Origin of the sequence: Pseudoduganella rivuli, assembly GCF_009674485.1 — a bacterium.
Classification (GTDB): domain Bacteria; phylum Pseudomonadota; class Gammaproteobacteria; order Burkholderiales; family Burkholderiaceae_D; genus Rugamonas; species Rugamonas rivuli_B.
The window spans coordinates 101,998-117,972 of the sequence record NZ_WKJJ01000011.1 but is presented as its reverse complement, the minus strand read 5'-3'; the positions used below and the strand labels follow the sequence as shown (position 1 = coordinate 117,972).

At 66.9% G+C, this 15,975-nt stretch carries 11 protein-coding genes; 5 read left to right on the top strand and 6 right to left on the bottom strand.

Annotation, left to right across the window (positions count from 1 at the left end):
* Positions 1 to 75 precede the first annotated feature (75 nt).
* From GJ700_RS18305 to GJ700_RS18295, 3 genes are read left to right on the top strand one after another with little or no spacing between them, the layout of a single operon-like run.
* On the top strand, positions 76 to 681 hold the full coding sequence (locus tag GJ700_RS18305) for an Hpt domain-containing protein (protein ID WP_154376471.1): 606 nt from the start codon (positions 76 to 78) through the stop codon (positions 679 to 681).
* Entirely contained in the window at positions 678 to 1,613 is a 936-nt protein-coding gene (locus GJ700_RS18300; RefSeq protein WP_154376469.1) for a GGDEF domain-containing response regulator, read from the top strand. The genes GJ700_RS18305 and GJ700_RS18300 overlap by 4 nt, the downstream gene beginning before the upstream one ends.
* Before the next feature lie 5 nt (positions 1,614 to 1,618).
* On the top strand, positions 1,619 to 5,221 hold the full coding sequence (locus tag GJ700_RS18295) for a CHASE domain-containing protein (protein ID WP_154376467.1): 3,603 nt from the start codon (positions 1,619 to 1,621) through the stop codon (positions 5,219 to 5,221).
* A gap of 4 nt (positions 5,222 to 5,225) precedes the next feature.
* Here GJ700_RS18295 and GJ700_RS18290 read toward each other — a convergent pair whose 3' ends face one another.
* The 5 genes from GJ700_RS18290 to GJ700_RS18270 form a co-directional block, all read right to left on the bottom strand.
* Positions 5,226 to 5,600, bottom strand: coding sequence for a hypothetical protein (locus GJ700_RS18290; RefSeq protein ID WP_154376465.1), 375 nt, complete (start codon positions 5,598 to 5,600; stop codon positions 5,226 to 5,228).
* A 56-nt stretch (positions 5,601 to 5,656) separates the two neighbouring features.
* Entirely contained in the window at positions 5,657 to 6,469 is an 813-nt protein-coding gene (locus GJ700_RS18285) for an isocitrate lyase/PEP mutase family protein (RefSeq protein WP_154376463.1), read from the bottom strand.
* Between the two features lie 93 nt (positions 6,470 to 6,562).
* Complete coding sequence (locus GJ700_RS18280; RefSeq protein ID WP_154376461.1) at positions 6,563 to 6,817, bottom strand: NHLP-related RiPP peptide; 255 nt, start codon at positions 6,815 to 6,817, stop codon at positions 6,563 to 6,565.
* A 53-nt stretch (positions 6,818 to 6,870) separates the two neighbouring features.
* The gene (locus tag GJ700_RS18275; protein ID WP_229507088.1) at positions 6,871 to 11,523 is read right to left on the bottom strand and encodes a hybrid sensor histidine kinase/response regulator; all 4,653 of its coding nucleotides are present in this window, start codon (positions 11,521 to 11,523) and stop codon (positions 6,871 to 6,873) included.
* A 114-nt stretch (positions 11,524 to 11,637) separates the two neighbouring features.
* Positions 11,638 to 12,534, bottom strand: coding sequence for a LysR family transcriptional regulator (locus tag GJ700_RS18270; protein WP_154376459.1), 897 nt, complete (start codon positions 12,532 to 12,534; stop codon positions 11,638 to 11,640).
* A 102-nt stretch (positions 12,535 to 12,636) separates the two neighbouring features.
* Here GJ700_RS18270 and GJ700_RS18265 point away from each other — a divergent pair, with 102 nt between their 5' ends.
* The gene (locus GJ700_RS18265; protein ID WP_154376457.1) at positions 12,637 to 13,473 is read left to right on the top strand and encodes a type 1 glutamine amidotransferase domain-containing protein; all 837 of its coding nucleotides are present in this window, start codon (positions 12,637 to 12,639) and stop codon (positions 13,471 to 13,473) included.
* Positions 13,474 to 13,583: 110 nt separating this feature from the next.
* Positions 13,584 to 14,552, top strand: coding sequence for an IS1595 family transposase (locus tag GJ700_RS18260; RefSeq protein ID WP_154376455.1), 969 nt, complete (start codon positions 13,584 to 13,586; stop codon positions 14,550 to 14,552).
* 62 nt (positions 14,553 to 14,614) lie between these two features.
* On the opposite strand, the gene GJ700_RS18255 is transcribed toward GJ700_RS18260, so the two are convergent.
* Positions 14,615 to 15,958: an MFS transporter gene (locus GJ700_RS18255; protein WP_154376453.1), complete on the bottom strand. Its 1,344-nt coding sequence runs from the start codon at positions 15,956 to 15,958 to the stop codon at positions 14,615 to 14,617.
* Between the last annotated feature and the right edge of the window lie 17 nt (positions 15,959 to 15,975).

Genomic DNA, 15,975 nt, shown 5'->3' with positions numbered 1-15,975 from the left:
CGCGGCTGTGGAGAATGCGGGTATGATCGCTAGCATGATAAGTGCGTCCCGGCAAATGACGGAGAGCGACCAATAATGACGACTAGTGGTGTACAAGAAAATGGACAGGAATTTATTCCCGGCGTGTTCGACGTGGCGCGCCTGATGGCGGCAGCGGCGGCGCAGCCGGGCCAGCGTGAGGCGCTGCTGGCGCTGATGGACAAGGTGTGCGGTTCGGCCCGGTCCGATATGGACGAAGCGTTCGATGCATGGCGCGCCGGCCAGCCGCAAGAGGCTGCCAGGCTGATCCACGGGCTGCGCGGCAGCATCGGCACCCTGGGCGCCAGCGTATTCTCCGCCACGTCGCGCGAACTGGAAAGCGCCGTGCGGGAAGGCCGGGTGGCGGACCCGCTGTTCGACCGGGCCCGGGGCGAATTGCAGGCGTCCGTCGATGCCGCGCTGGCGTGGCTGGCGCACCAGCCGCGCGTGGCGGCAGCGTCCGGCAACGACGCCGCCAACGACGCCGCCATCGCGCGCTGGAAGACATTGCTGGCCGAACGCGATATCGACGCCGTCAGGCACTACCAGCAGGTGCGTCCCGCACTGGCGGCGCTGGGCGCGGCCCGTGCCGCCGCCATCGAGCAAGCCATGGCGCGGCTCGATTTCGCGGCAGTGCTGATCGTGCTGGGAGAGCGGCCATGAGCGCGCAATCGGACACCAGCACCATCCTCATCATTGACGACAATGCGGAAACCATCCAGTTGCTGGCCGCCATGGTGCGCGACCAGGGCAAGGTGATCTTCGCCACGGACGGGATCACGGGCCTGGAAATGGCGCGCCGCCAGCGCCCCCAGCTGATCTTGCTGGACGTGGAAATGCACCATATGGATGGCTTCGAAGTGTGCCGCCGCATTGCCGCCGACCCCGACTTGCCGCACAGTCCCGTGATCTTCGTCACCGCCCACTCCACCACGGAAAGCGAGCTGGCGGGACTGGCGGCCGGGGCGGTCGATTTCATCACGAAACCATTGATCGCACCCGTGGTCCAGGCGCGCGTGCGGACCCACCTGCGCCTGCAGGCCGCGCTGCAAAGCTTGCAGGGGCAGGCCAGCCGCGATGGCCTGACCGGCCTGTACAACCGCCGCTTCTTTGACGAACGGATGGCGGAGGAATACGCGCGCCACCAGCGCCAGCGCGATTTGATGGGCGTGGCGCTGATCGATGTCGACCACTTCAAGCTGTATAACGATCACTACGGCCACCAGATGGGCGATTCCTGCCTGAAGGCAGTGGCCGAAGCCATCGGCAGCGGCACACGCCGGCCCGCCGAAGTCGTCGCGCGCTATGGCGGTGAGGAATTTGTCGTGCTGCTGCCCAATTCCGACTGGGCGGCGCTGGAACATTATGGCGCGTGGATCTGCGGCCGCGTGGCCGCGCTGAACCTGCCCCATGCGGCGTCGCTGACCGCGCCGCACGTCAGCATCAGCGTGGGCCTGAGCGCCATGCTGCCGGACCCGGACACGTCGATTGAAATGCTGCTGGGCCAGGCGGACCGTGCGCTGTACCTGGCCAAACAGCAGGGCCGCAACTGTTACCGCGTCGCGGCCGAGGGCGCCGGCAGCCACGGATCCTGACCAGCATGGCGCCGCGCGACTGGAACCTGGCAGGCCAGCCGCGGATGCGGCAGATGGCGGCCATTGCCGCCTGCGCGCTGTTGTACGCGGCGCTGGCCGCAGCGGGCCAGATGCTGGCCATCGCCAGGGGCAATGGCGTCCCGGTCTGGCTGCCGACCGGCCTGGGGCTGGCGGCGATGCTGCTGTGCGGCCGCCGCATGGGCTGGGCCGTGCTGCTGGGGTCACTGCTGGCCAACCTGCAAATCCAGTCGGGCCACGGCCCCATGTCGCTGTCCGGCGTGGCCGTATCGGTGGTGATCGCGGCGGCCAATGTGGTGACCGTGATGCTGGCGGCGGCGTGGATGGGGCGCATCTTTGGCGGTGTTTTGCGCTTCCAGCAGTTGCGGCAAGTCTACCTGTTCGTGGCGGCTTCGGCGGCGGCCTCCGTGCCGGTGGCGCTGGCCGGCACACTGGCATTGGTCGTGGCCGGCAATGTGGCGGCGGGCGAATCCATGCCGGTGGCGACGGTGTGGTGGATGAGCGATGTGCTGGGTTTCCTGGTGGTGACGCCGCCGCTGCTGGCCTTCGCAGACGCCGACCGGGGCGCCATGCTGCCCGTCGGTGGCCGGAGCGAGGCGGTCCTGCATGCGGCCGTCACGCTGGCATTACTGGTGGCGGCATTCGCGTGGCCGCTGGCGGGCCATGCGCCGCTGCCGTGCGCGCCGTTCCTGTTGCTGCCGTGCGCGGGGTGGGCGGCATGGCGGTTCGGCGCCCGTTGCAGCGGGGTGCTGGTATTGCTGATCGTACTGGCCGCGTGGCTGTCGTCAGCGCGCGGCGCTGCCACGTTTGCCGTCGGGACGCAACTGGGTACGCTGCTGACATTGGGGATCTATATCGGCCTGGCGGCGTTGTCGGCGCTGATGGCGGGCGCCGATGCCGAACGCCACGCGGGCGCCGGCCGCCCGGCGGTGCGCTGGCCGCCATTGCTGCCGTTGTGCGTGCTGTACGGAGGGCTGGGCGTAACGGCGGTGTCGTGGCAAATGGTGGCCGACTACACGGAGCGCCGTGCTGAAGAGAATTTCACCCGGGTGGCGCAAAACGTATGGCAGCGCGTGGAAAGCCGCCTGACCGACTATGAGCGCCTGCTGAAAATCGGCGCCACGTATTTTGCCGCGTCGCATTCGGTCGAGCGCAAGGAATGGTCGCGTTTCGTATCGGGCCTGGAAATCGAGCAAAGTTTCCCCGGCTCGGCCAGCGTCGGTTACGTCGCCTGGCTCGATGAAGACATGGTGGAACCGTATGAACAGGGGATGCGGGGCGAAGACCCCGGCTTCCGCCTGTGGCCGAAAACCAGCGTGGACGGGCACCTGGCAGTCGCGCAATACCTGGAACCGTTCAACAGCAGTAACCGGCGCGTCTGGGGTTATAACGTGCTGTCGGAACCGGTGCGCCGCGCGGCGCTGATGGAAGCGGCGCGCAGCGGCAGGATTTCCGCCACGGCCAGCCTGATCCTGATCAGCGAGCAGGACAAGGCGCCGCCGCCGGGCTTTGTCATGTACCACCCCGTGTACCGGGGCGGCGTGGATCCCGGCACGGAAGCGGGCCGCCTGCATGAATTGATGGGATTTATTTACGCGGCTTTCCGGATCACGGAACTGTTTGACAGCATGGCGCTGGGCGCTTTGCCGGAAATGCACATCGAGGCGCATGAAGGTGCGGACGGCCGGCTGCTGTACCGCAGCAGTGTGCCGCCGGACAAGGCCGAGGCCACCTTCGCCCGCCGCTACAAGCTGGAAAAAGCCATCATGGTGGGCCAGACTGGCCGCTACTGGCGGGTGCAGGTGCTGTCCACCCCCCGCTTTGAACGCGGCATCGACCGCGAAAAGGCGCTGATCGTGCTGGTGCTGGGTGCGCTGGTCAGCGTCCTGGTGTTTGAAATGGTGCGCTCGCTGTCGTCGACGCGGCTCGAGGCGCTGGCGCTGGCCGAGCGCATGACGCGCGAATTGCATGAAAAAAATGCCGTGCTGGCCCGTTCGGAAACCGAGGCGCGCCAGGCGGCCGAGGAATTGCGGGGCGCCAAGGAACGGGCGGAGTCGGCCAGCCTGGCCAAGAGCGCGTTTGTCGCCAACATGAGCCACGAGTTGCGCACGCCGATGAATGCGGTGCTGGGCATTGCGCAGTTGCTCGGCCGCACGGAACTGACGGCGGAACAGCAGAATTACCTGGGCATGATCGCGGCATCCGGCCGCACGCTGCTGACGGTGCTGAACGATATCCTGGATTTTTCCAAGGTGGAGGCGGGACGGCTGGAACTGGAGGAAACCGATGCCTGCATCGACGATGTGGCGCAGGCGATCGGCGCGCTGATGGCGGTCAACGTGGGCGACAAACCGATCCGGACGCTGATCGATGTGGAACCGGGTGTACCGGCCTGCGTGCGGCTCGACGGCATGCGCCTGGAACAAATCCTCATCAACCTGACCGGCAATGCGCTGAAATTCACGTCGCAAGGCAAAGTGGTATTGCGGATCGGCGCGGGTTCCCCTGACGGCGGGCGTCCGGCGTTGCGTGTCACGGTCAGCGACACAGGTCCGGGCGTCCCGCCGGATCTGATGCCGCGCCTGTTTTCGCCGTTCGTGCAGGCCGATTCATCGATGACACGGCGCTTTGGCGGCACCGGCCTGGGACTGGCGATTGCCCAGCGGCTGGCGCACCTGATGGGAGGGGAAGTCATGGTCGACAGTGTACAAGGCCAGGGCAGCACGTTTTCACTGACCGTGCCCTATGCGCCCGCCATGGCGCCGGCGCCACCTGTCATGCCGCCGCCTGCGTTGCGCGGCATTGCGGTACTGCTGCTGGAAGAAGACGACGACACGGCCCGCTCGCTGGTGCACGCCGCCGGACCGTGGGACTGGCGGTTCGGGCGCGCTGCCGGTGTCGATGAAGCGTTGCGGCTGTTGGACAGTACGGCGGGCGTGCAGTATGCGGGATTGGTGGCGGGACCGTCGTTCGATGCGGCGGCGATGCTGCCGTTATTGAAGAAGATGGCGCACACCTCGCATCACGCGCCGTTCGTGGTGCGCATGGTGTCCGGTTTCAGCGCGCTGGCGCAGCCACTGCCGGGTGGCGCCGAACATGCCGCGGTGCTGCATTGTCCTGTCACGCGGCGCGGCTTGCTGGCGGCCGTGCTGGACGCGGCTGAGAGCGCGCAAGGGACGCAGGCGGCCGCCGGCGCGGCCGGTCTCCAGTCCGGCGGGGAGCTTGCCGGCATGGCGTTGCTGCTGGCGGAAGACAATGCATTGAACCAGGTGGTGGCGTCGACCATGCTGCAGGGTGCGGGCGCCACGGTCGATATCGCGTCCAACGGCCGCGAAGCGGTGGAAGCCATGCGCAGCCACGGCGACCGTTATCACGTGGTGCTGATGGACGTGCAAATGCCGGTGATGGATGGCTTTACGGCGACACGCGCGATCCGCAGGGAATTGGGACTGCACACCACCATCATTGCGATGACGGCGGGCGTCACGCAGGCGGAACGGGCCGAGTGCCTGGCGGCGGGCATGGATGATTTCATCGCCAAGCCGGTCGAGTGTGACGACATGATCGCCACCATCGCGCGCTACAAATAAAGTGTCATCGTGTCGTGCCGAGGGGGCAGGGCAGGGGATGCGACGGCAATTCCGCCATCACGTGCAGCAGCGCCGCATGGGCGGTGGCGACGGCCGGGCTGGCTGCGCGCAGCGCATCGTAACGGGCGCGGAACGCCAGGTCCGACGGCGGCAGTGGTCCCATCAGGCGTTCGGCCTGCGCGTGCAAATCCCGTTCGACGGCCAGCGCGGGCGCTTCTTCGTCGTCCAGGTATTCATCCACTTCCGCAATCAGGCGCGGCAACGGCGCCATCCAGTCGGTGGCGCCGCCATTGGCCGCGCCGAGCAGGGCGCGCTGCAGGGCTTGCAGCGCGCGGTCCAGGTGATGCAGGTCGCTGCGCAGGGATTTTCCTTCGATCATGGACGGCTCCGTACAGGATGGGCATGCCGCCATGATACGGCATGCCGCCGCCTGCGTCAGCCGCCGTTACCTGCCATCAATGCGTTCAGTTGCGGGTAGGCCAGCGGCGGCGCGTCAGGGGCCGCCACCTGGCCGCTGCGCAGGAATTCGCCCATTGCATGCACGATATAGCTGTCCGCCATTTCCGCGATGTCGGACCCGGCGGACAGCCGGCGCACGCCCAGCGCCCGCAATTGTTCCAGCGGCGGAAACCCGGGCCGCACCAGCACATTGAGTGGCAGGCCGCAGCCGGCCGCGATGGCGGCTATCTCGCCCGCCTCGCGCACGCCGGGAACAAACAAGCCGCTGGCGCCCGCTTCGCGGTACAGCGCTGCGCGGCGCAGCACTTCGGCCATGCGGGCGTCCGGCGCCACCAGCGGACGCAGGTAGGGATCGGTGCGGGCATTGATGAACAAATTCACGCCTTCTTCGGCGGCGGCGCGGCGGATGGCGGCAATTTTCTCGCACAGCACTTCCGGCGCGCCGGCCCCGTCTTCAATATTGATGCCGACCGCGCCCGCGCGCATGACGTCGCGGGCCAGCGCCGCGACCCGGGCGGGATCGCTGGCATAGCCGTCTTCGATATCGGCCGTCAGCGGCACCGTGGCCACGCGCGCAATGGCGCGCACGGTGGACACCAGCAGTTCCGGCGGCAATGGCCCGCCATCGGGATAGCCATGCGACCATGCGACGGCGGCGCTGCTGGTGGCCAGCGCCTTGCTGCCGGCGTGGATGGCCAGGCGGGCCGTTCCCGCATCCCAGCAATTGGCCAGCAACAGCAAACCTTCACTGTGCAGGGCGTGGAACTGTTGATCGTGGCGTGCAGTCATGGCGTCTCCCGGTCATTGTAAAAATCACCATGTTGACACAATTTTCGGGGAGCGTGGCGGCCGCCGCGATGCGGGCGGCCGGATGACGGAAATTCAGAGTTTACCGGACAGGAAGAACGGGATGGCGCCGGCGGCGCTGTCGAGTTTCGCCCTGATGGCCAGGCGGGCGGACATCATGACTTCCTTCGATGGCAGGACGACTTTACCAGGCAACTGTTGCGCGTCGATGGCGACGCCGATGCTGGCCATGGCGGCTATCGGGTCGTCGGCGACCCAGGCGCGGAAAGCATCGTCGCGCGACAACTTATCGAGAATCTTATCGAGGTCACGGTTCATCACAGTTTCCATACAGACTCCTTTCAATTGGCAAGGATTGCAAAGTTGTAGCAGTCACAACCAATCTAGGTCAAGGCGGCGGATTTCTCAAGGTAATACTGGGCGCTGTCGCCGGCGACTGCCAGCGCCTGGAGGAAAGCATCCAGTAACGGTTGTGGCATTTCCGCACCGGATGCCAGCAAGCCCTGTTCCAGCGCGCCGGCGGCCGCTTGCAACTGGTGCGCGGACAGGTTGCCGGCCGCGCCCTTGACCCGGTGGACCAGCCTGGCGGCCTTGTCGTATTCGCCGGCGGCGATGGCTTGGCGCAATTGCGGCAACAGGGTGTCGAACTCGTTGATGAACACCGTCAGCAGCCGCGACAGCAGTGCCGCGTTGCCGCCCAGCCGGTTCAGCGCGTTGGGCAAATCCAGTCCCGGCATCGGCGGCAATTCCAGCCGCTTGGCCGGGGCGTCGGCCATATGCTCGCGGCCGCCGCTGGTATGCGCTTCCAGGACCGCGTACAGCGCCGCCGGGTCGATCGGCTTGGCCAGGTAATCGTTCATGCCCCGCGACAGGCAATAGTCGCGGTAGCCCGCCACCGCGTGCGCGGTAATGGCGATCACGGGCAACTGCGCGCGGCCCGGCATGGCGCGGATGCGTTCTGTCGCGTGGTAGCCGTCCATGTCCGGCATCTGGATATCCATCAGCACGGCGTCATAGGTTTGCTGTTCCACCATGCGCAGCGCGTCGCGGCCGCTGTCGGCCAGGTCCACCAGGACGCCGGCCCGTTGCAGGATTTCGCCGCACACCTGCTGGTTGATGGTGTTGTCGTCGACCACCAGGATGCGCAGTCCGCCCAGTTTCGGCGGGGTGGCGCGGGCTGCCGCGTGGACTTCCTGCGCGGCCCGCAGCGCGCTGGGCGAGGCCACCCGCAGCGCGACGACGAAAGTGAACCGGCTGCCCTTGTCCGGTTCGGACTGCACGGCAATGGTCCCGCCCATCTTGCGCACCAGTTGCTGGGAAATCGCCAGGCCCAGGCCGGTGCCCCCATACAGGCGCGTGGTGCTGGCGTCGGCCTGCGCGAAAGCCTGGAACAGGCGGGTCTGCTGTTCCGGACTGATGCCCATGCCGGTGTCTTCGACCAGGAAGCGCAGGTGCACGAGACTGTTGTCATCGCTGCCGTGGGGCGCGTCGTCCAGTTCCACGCGCAGGCGGATATGGCCGCGGGTGGTGAATTTCAAGGCATTGCCCACCAGGTTGGTCAATACCTGGCCCAGCCGCAGCGGATCGCCCATCAAATGCGGCGGCACGTCCGGCGCGGCCCATACCACCAGCTCCAGGCCCTTGTCGGCAGCCTGCCATGAAAACAGGTCGTGCAGTTGCGTCAGCGATTCATTGAGGTCGAACGGCACGGCTTCCAGTTCCAGGCGGCCCGATTCGATCTTGGAAAAATCCAGCACGTCATTAATGATGCGCATCAGGCTTTGCCCGGCGCGGCCGATCTTGCGGAAGTAGTCGCCCGGTTTGCCGTCCAGGCCCATTTGATTGCCCAGTCCCGCGAAGCCGAGGATGGCGTTCATCGGGGTGCGGATTTCATGGCTGATATTGGCGAGGAATTCGGTCTTGGCGCGGGTGGCCGCTTCCGCGTTGGCGCGTGCCACTTCCAGCTGGCGCATGGTGCGGGCTTTCTGGAAGGCTGTCACGAACGGTTCCTTCAGCGCGATCAGCAAGTCCAGGTCGCTGGCGTCGAATGCGCGCGCGGTGCGCTGGTTTTCAAACAGCAGCAAGCCTTCGGTCTGCCCATCGATGCGGATGCGCACGGCCAGCACGGCGTGCGCACCCGCCAGGTCCTGGGCGGCGCCCGCCCGCACCAGGTAGATGTCGTCGGCGATGCGGTCGGACGGTTGCGCATACCGCGCTTCGGCCACCTCCAGCGCCATGCGCTGGCGCGCTTCCGTGATGGCGGCGTTGCCCCAGGCGGCGCGCAAGGTCAGCTGGTCGGTGCCGGTCTTGCGCACCAGCGCCAGCGCGGCGTCGACGCCGCTGATGACGGTGGTTTCATGCAGGATGGTGTGCAGGACGGAATCGAAGTCCAGTTGTTCGTTGATGGATTTGACGATGGCGTTGAGTTTTTCCAGGTGGCGCGTACGGGAATACACCAGCGATTGCAGGCGCGCCTGGTCGCGCTGGAAGTACAGCGTGCGCCAGCGCAGAACGCCCCACGCCGCGCCCAGCAGCGCCAGCGCCAGTGCGCCGTAGGCCCAGCCGGTCTGGTGCCACGCGGGCTGCACGTGCACCGACAGCGCCAGTTCCGCGTCGCTCCACAGGCCCGCGCGGTTGGCGCCGCGCAGCCGCAGCACGTACGTGCCGGGCGGCAGGTTGGTGTAGGCGATGGCGCGGCGGCTGGCGTCGCCTTCGTGCCAGTGGCGGTCGTATCCCTCCAGCCGCCACGCATAGCGGTTGCGCTGGGGCGCGGAATAATCCAGCGCCGCCATTTCGATTTCAAAGGACTTGATGCCGGGCGCCACCGTCAGGCGCGACGATGGCGGCTGCGGCCGCCCATCCAGCGCCACCGCGGTGACAGCCAGCGGCGGGCGGAATCGCCACGGTTGCACCGCGTCCGGACGGACGACAGCCAGGCCGCCAAAGGCGCCGAACAGCAAGTCCGATTCATCCGTGCGCGCCGCCGCGTTGATGAAATACGTGCGGAAGGGCACGCCGTCGGCCCGCACCAGGGCGCGGGCTTTCAGCGTGGCGGGATCGGCGATGGCGATGCCATCCGTGGTCGACGCCCACATGCGGCCTTTGTCATCGGACACCAGCGCCACCACGACATCGCTGGGCATGCCTTCCTGCACGGTGATGCGGTGGAACGCGGGCGCGCCGTTGGCCTGCCGCGTCATGACGGCGATGCCGCCGCCATGCATGCCGACCCACAGTCGGCCCTGGCTGTCGAACGCCAGCGCGGTAATCAGCGGGTCGGGCAGGCCGGGGATGTGTTCCATCGTACCACTGTCGATGTGGAGACGGTTCAGGCCATTGCGGGTACCGATCCACAGCGTGCCGTTGCCATCGTCCAGCACCGCGTGGATGCGGTTGTCAGTCAGGCCGCCGGCGCTGGCGGGGCCCTGGGTGTAGGTGCGCGCGGCGCCGGTGTGGAGACCGTAGCGCAGCAAGCCGTCATAGGTGCCCAGCCACAGGTCGTCGCCGCGCGACAGGATGGTGCCGACGCGCGGCGTGGGGTTCGCCATGGGCAGCGTGATGCGCTGCACTTGCATGCCCCCCGCGCTGGTGCGGTACAGGCCAAGCTGGGTGCCGATCCACGCTTCGTTGTCCGGGGCCGGCGCCATGGCGAGGATCACGCGGTTCGGCAGCGCGCTGGCCGGATGTTCGGGATCGGGGCGCAGCGCCGCCACGCGCACGCCATCGGGCCGCACCAGGTCCACGCCCTGGTCGGCCAGGCCGATCCAGACCCGGCGGGCGCTGTCGGCCATGACGGCGGTCACCGACGATTCCTGCACGCCTTCGCCGCCGAACACGGCGCTGATGGCGCGGCTGTGCGGCGCATACATGTCGACGGCCCGTTCGTTGCTGACCCAGACCAGCCCGCTGCGGTCGCGCAGCAATGCCGCCGTGCGGTCGCTGGCCAGGCTGTCGCGCACGGCGGCCTGGTGCAGGATGCGCCGCGCCGCGCCGGTGGCCGTGTCATATTCAATGACGCCGCCGCCATAGGTGGCGGCCCACAGCACGCCCGGTTCGGTTTCCGTCAGCGCCAGCACCATGTTGGCCTTGGCGTCCGGTACGCCGTGCAGCGGCAGCAGGCGGGCGGTGGGGGCGGCCCCGGGCTCGATGCGGCCGATGCCGCTTTTCAAGGTGCCGAAATAGAGGTGGCCGCTGCTGTCCTGGTGCAGCGACAGCACGGTGTCCTGCACGGCGGCGCCTGCGGCGTCGGTCATGGTTGCCGCGCGGAATGTGCCGGATTTGCCGTCGCGCCGGATCAGCCCGGTGGCGGTGCCGATCCACAGGTCGCCGTCGCGGTCCGTCAACAGGGCGCGGACCTGGTGGTCGGGCAAGCCATCCTTGCTTTGACGGTAATGTGTGACACGGCCCGTGGTCGGCGCCAGGTAATCGAGGCCTTCCAGCGTGCCGGCCCAGATGCCGCCATGCGCATCGCTGGCGATGGCTGTCACGGAACCGTGGCTCAAGCCGTTGGCGCCGGGCGGGTAGCGGATGAAGCGGTTCGATGTCTTGTCGTACATGCCCAGGCCGGCCAGCGTGGTGCCGATCCACAGCCGGCCCAGCGGGTCGACGTGCAGTACCTGGATAAAGTCACCCGGCAGCGAGGTGGCGTCGGCCGGGCTGTTCAGGAAGGTGCGCATGCGGTAACCGTCCCAGCGCGCCAGTCCCCGCTGCGTACCCATCCAGATGAAGCCGTCGCTGTCCTGCGCCAGCGCCATGGCGGTGGGGTGCGGCAAGCCTTGTTCCAGGCCCAGGTGCTCGAACAGCGGCGTGGCGAGTTTGTTCCAGCGGTCGGCTGTACCCGTAGTATCGGCGCCGGCCGGGGGCGCATGCAGCGCCATCGCTATCGCCAGCACCAGCAATGCGCACGCGCGCCGCCATAGCGCCGCGCCGGATACAGCGGATGGCTGGGCCGGGTGGACGGCGGTGGTGCGGGGAAAGGCGGACAGGGCAGGCGTGGTCACCGTTTGAGGATACGCAATTGCTTTGTGAAAGTCCATGTTGCCCGCAAGCGTGCGGCAGCCATGCGGGAGCGTCCCCGGCAGTGTCGGATTTTCTTGCGAAATAAAAACAACAGTGTTTAAAAGTACATCGGCTGCCGGTGCCCGGTGGGGTCAGGCGGGCGCCAGCGCGGCGATCAGCGCGCGGCTGGCGCTGGACAAGCGTTTATGGGGTGGGTAAATCAGCGAGAACGGCCGGGTGCGGCCGCCGTTGTCGGGCAGTACCTGCACCAGTTCGCCCCGCTGCAGCGGGCCGGCCGCCACGAAGCGGTAGGTCTGGCAGATCCCCAGCCCCTGCTGCGCCAGCGACACCACGCCCAGCACGTCGTCGGTCACGCGCAGCCGGGGCGGCGCCTGCCATTCGACCGCGGCGCCGGCTTCGGTCAGTTGCCACGGCGGGATTTTGCCCGTGCTGGGCATGACGAACGCCAGGCAACTGTGATCGGCCAGGTCGGCGATGGTCCGGGGCGTGCCGGCCCGCGCCAGGTAGGCGGGCGCCGCCGCCAGCACCAGTTCTTCATCGCCCAGCTTGCGCGCCGCCAGGCCGCTGTCCGGCAATGCGCCCAGGCGGATCGCCATGTCGTACCCCTCGGAAACCAGGTCGACATTGCGGTTGGCAATGCTCAGCTCGATCATGACATTGGGGTGCTGGTCCATGAAGGGTTGCAGCAGTGCCGGCAGCCGGTAGTGGGCGTAGGTGGTCGGTGCACTGATCCGGATGGTGCCGGCCAGTTCGCCATCGGCGCCCTGCACGGTGCGCTCCGCGTCGGCCAGCACGGCAAAGGCGGTGCGGGCCTGGTCCAGGTAAGCCTGGCCGGCTTCCGTCAGGCTGAGACGGCGGGTGGTGCGGCGCATCAGCTGCGTCCCCAGCCTGGTTTCCAGCCGGGCCACGGCGCGGCTCAGTACGGATGGCGTCGTGCCCAGCGCGATGGCGGCGGCGCTGATGGTGCCTTTGTCGGCGATGGTGGTGAACACTTCGACGTCGGCCAGGTAATCGAATTGGCGGGGCATTTTATCTTCTGGAGAACAAATGATTTGGTTGTGGGGTTGTTTATTGTTTCGATTGGCATGAATAGAGTAGCGGTTATGTCCAACCCCCACAAGGAATACACGATGAAACAAGTAATCAAACAGGCAGCCGCGGCCGCGGCATTGGGTCTCGTTGCGGCCGGCGCGCAGGCCGCCAATGTGCTGGTGCTGCTGTCGGACGAGGCCGTGCTGGATCTTAAGGACGGCAAACAGTTTGCCACCGGGTTTTATGCGAATGAATTGATGCAGCCGGTAAAAAAACTGGTCGATGCGGGCCACGCGGTGACGTTTTCCACGCCGCTGGGCAAGGCGCCGGCGGTCGACCGGCTGTCGCTGGACAAGATGCATTTTGGTAATGACGAGGCGGCGATGCGGGCGCACGTGGCGCTGCTGGAGCAATTGAAAGTGACGTCGGCCGATGCATCGCCGGTGATCAGCCTGGCGCGGGTGGCACAGCAAGGGTATGCGAAATATGACGCGGTGTTCGTGCCGGGCGGCCACGCGCCGATGCAAGACCTGGTGCGCAGTCCGCAGGTCGGGCAATTGCTGGCGCATTTCCACGCGGCGGGCAAGCCGACCGCGCTGGTGTGCCACGGCCCCGCCGCGCTGGTGGCGGCCATGTTGCATCCGGCGCAATTTGTCGGGACGCTGGAGCAGGGCGCACCGGCCAAGGCGCAGCAGTGGGCCTACGCCGGTTACAGGATGACGGTATTGAGCAACGCGGAAGAAGACATGGCGAAGGGCATGCTGGGCGGTGAAATGAAAGTCACGCCGCAAGCCGCGCTGCAACAGGCCGGCGCCATCTACAGTAGTGGCGCGGCATGGGCCCCCTACGTGGTGACGGACCGCGAATTGATCACGGGCCAGAACCCAGCGTCCGCCGTGGGCGTGGCGGACGCATTGTTGGCAAAACTGAAATAACGCCGGGGCAAGCCGGCAGCACCAAAGAAAAGGCGCTGTCTGCAACCTTCGTGGAACTCTGCTTTTTGTTCCCGGTCCAAGCAATATCATCCCGGGACTGGAGACAGATCATGGAAACGCAGGCATTCGCATCGCTGTTGGCGCAACTGGCGTTACTGACTTCACGGCAATGCGCCCAGCTGCAGGTGCGGCTGGGGCAGGCCGACGCCAGGCAGCATGTGGGCAGGCTGCTGGACCAGGCGGCGCAGGAAAAACTGTGCTGTCCGCGCTGCGCCGGCACCCGCTGGTACCGGCACGGCCGCGAAAGCGGCCTGCAGCGCTACCGCTGCCGCACGTGCGGCAAAACCTTCAATACGCTGACCGGCACGCCGCTGGCCCGGCTCCACCATAAGGAGCGCTGGCTGGCCTACCTCGACGGCATGCTGGCGTCGCACTCGTTGCGCCATGCCGCCAGCCGCCTCGGCGTGCACCGCAATACCACGTTCCGCTGGCGCCACCGCTTCCTGGCGCTGCCGCGCACCGACCGCGCACCGCTGCTGCATGGCATTGCCGAGGCCGACGAAATGTTCTTGCTGGAATCGCAGAAAGGATCACGCCACCTGGACCGGCCGCCGCGCCGCCGGGGCGGGCACGCTCGCCGGCGCGGCATTTCGCACGAGCAGGTGTGCATCCTGGTGGCGCGCGACCGCAATGGCCGCACGCTCGACTTCGTCACAGGACGCGGCGCGCTCACCAGCACCGCCCTGCACCAGTGCCTGCGGCCGGCGCTCGATCCCGACATCCTGTTGGTGACCGATGCCAACGCGGCTTACCGCGCCTTTGCCCGCGAGAGCGGGATCACCCATGAAGCGGTCAACTTGCGCGCCGGTGTGCGCACGCGCGGCGCGCTGCATGTCCAAAACGTCAACGCCTACCACAGCCGTTTCCGGGCCTGGCTGCACCGTTTCCACGGCGTCGCCACGCGCTATCTGCCGAACTACCTGGGCTGGCGGTGCATCCTTGATGCACATCGCATCGATACCGCGGAATCTCTGCTTAAAGCGGCAATTGGACACTTTCCACGGTTTGCGGGGACATAGCCAAAGAAAAAGCCCGGCGCAAAGGCCGGGCTGATTGTTCCCTCTTATATAGAGAGCGGGAACTAGTCCTTGATTTCCAGCGCCCGGTTCAGGCTCAGCGCCGCCAGCGACCCGGCAGCGCCGGACAGCAGGTACAGGCTGACATAGGCCAGGCCGAAGTTGGCCGACAGGCCCAGCGCGATCAGCGGGGCGAATGCCGCACCGACCAGCCATGCCAGGTCGGACGTCAGGGTGGCGCCCGTGTAGCGGAAGTGCGGCTCGAAGTTTGCCGTCACGGCGCCGGCAGCCTGGCCGTACGACAGGCCCAGCAGCACAAAGCCCACCAGCAGGAACACGTTCTGGCCCAGGTCGCCGCCATCCATCAGCATCGGCACGAAGCCGGAGAACACGCCGATCAGGACTGCCGCCGTGCCCAAGGTGGTGCGGCGGCCGAAGCGGTCCGCCAGCAGGCCGGACACCACGATGCCGACACCGGCCAGCGCCGCGCCCAGCATCTGCAATTCCAGGAAGTCGCTGATGGAGCGGGTGGAATAAATGTTAATCCACGACAGCGGGAATACCGTCACCAGGTGGAACAGCGCATACGACGCCAGTGCGGCCAGCGCGCCGATCAGCACGTTGCGGCCCTGCGATTGCGCCAGTTCCACGACATTCACCGGGTCGAGCTGGTGGTCGTCCAGCAGGCGGGAATATTCCGTGGTCGAGACCAGACGCAGGCGGGCAAACAGCGCCACCACGTTGATCGCGAACGCCACATAGAACGGATAGCGCCAGCCCCAGTCCAGGAAGTCCAGCGTCGACAGTTGCGCCAGCAGGAAAGAGAACAGGCCCGCGGCAATGATGAAGCCGACCGGCGCGCCCAGCTGGCCCAGCATCGCGTACCAGCCGCGCTTGTGCTTCGGCGCGGACAGCGCCAGCAGCGACGGCAAGCCGTCGGAGGCGCCACCCTGCGCCAGGCCCTGGCCGACGCGCAGCAGTGACAGGATCACGATCGACGCGGCGCCCAGGTGTGCGTATTCCGGCAGGAATGCGATACCGGCGGTCGACATGCCCATCAGGAACAGCGCCACCGTCAATTTGGTTTCACGCCCGAAGCGGCGTTGCAATTCCATAAACAGCACGGAACCGATCGGACGCGCGATGAAGGCGAACGCGAAGATGATGAACGAATACAGCGTGCCGTCCAGGCGACTCTCGAACGGGAAGAACACTTGCGGGAATACCAGCACCGAAGCGATGGCATAGACAAAGAAATCGAAATATTCGGATGCTCGTCCGATCACCACCCCGACTGCGATGTCTTCAGGGTGGATTTCACCGTCGCGCGCGTTGATGTTGCGTGCACCGTGAGCGTGGCCGCGTTGAGGATATTCGGCTGGGTAATCGCCGTGGTAGGAAACTGTCATGGCCAACTCCTTTGTCT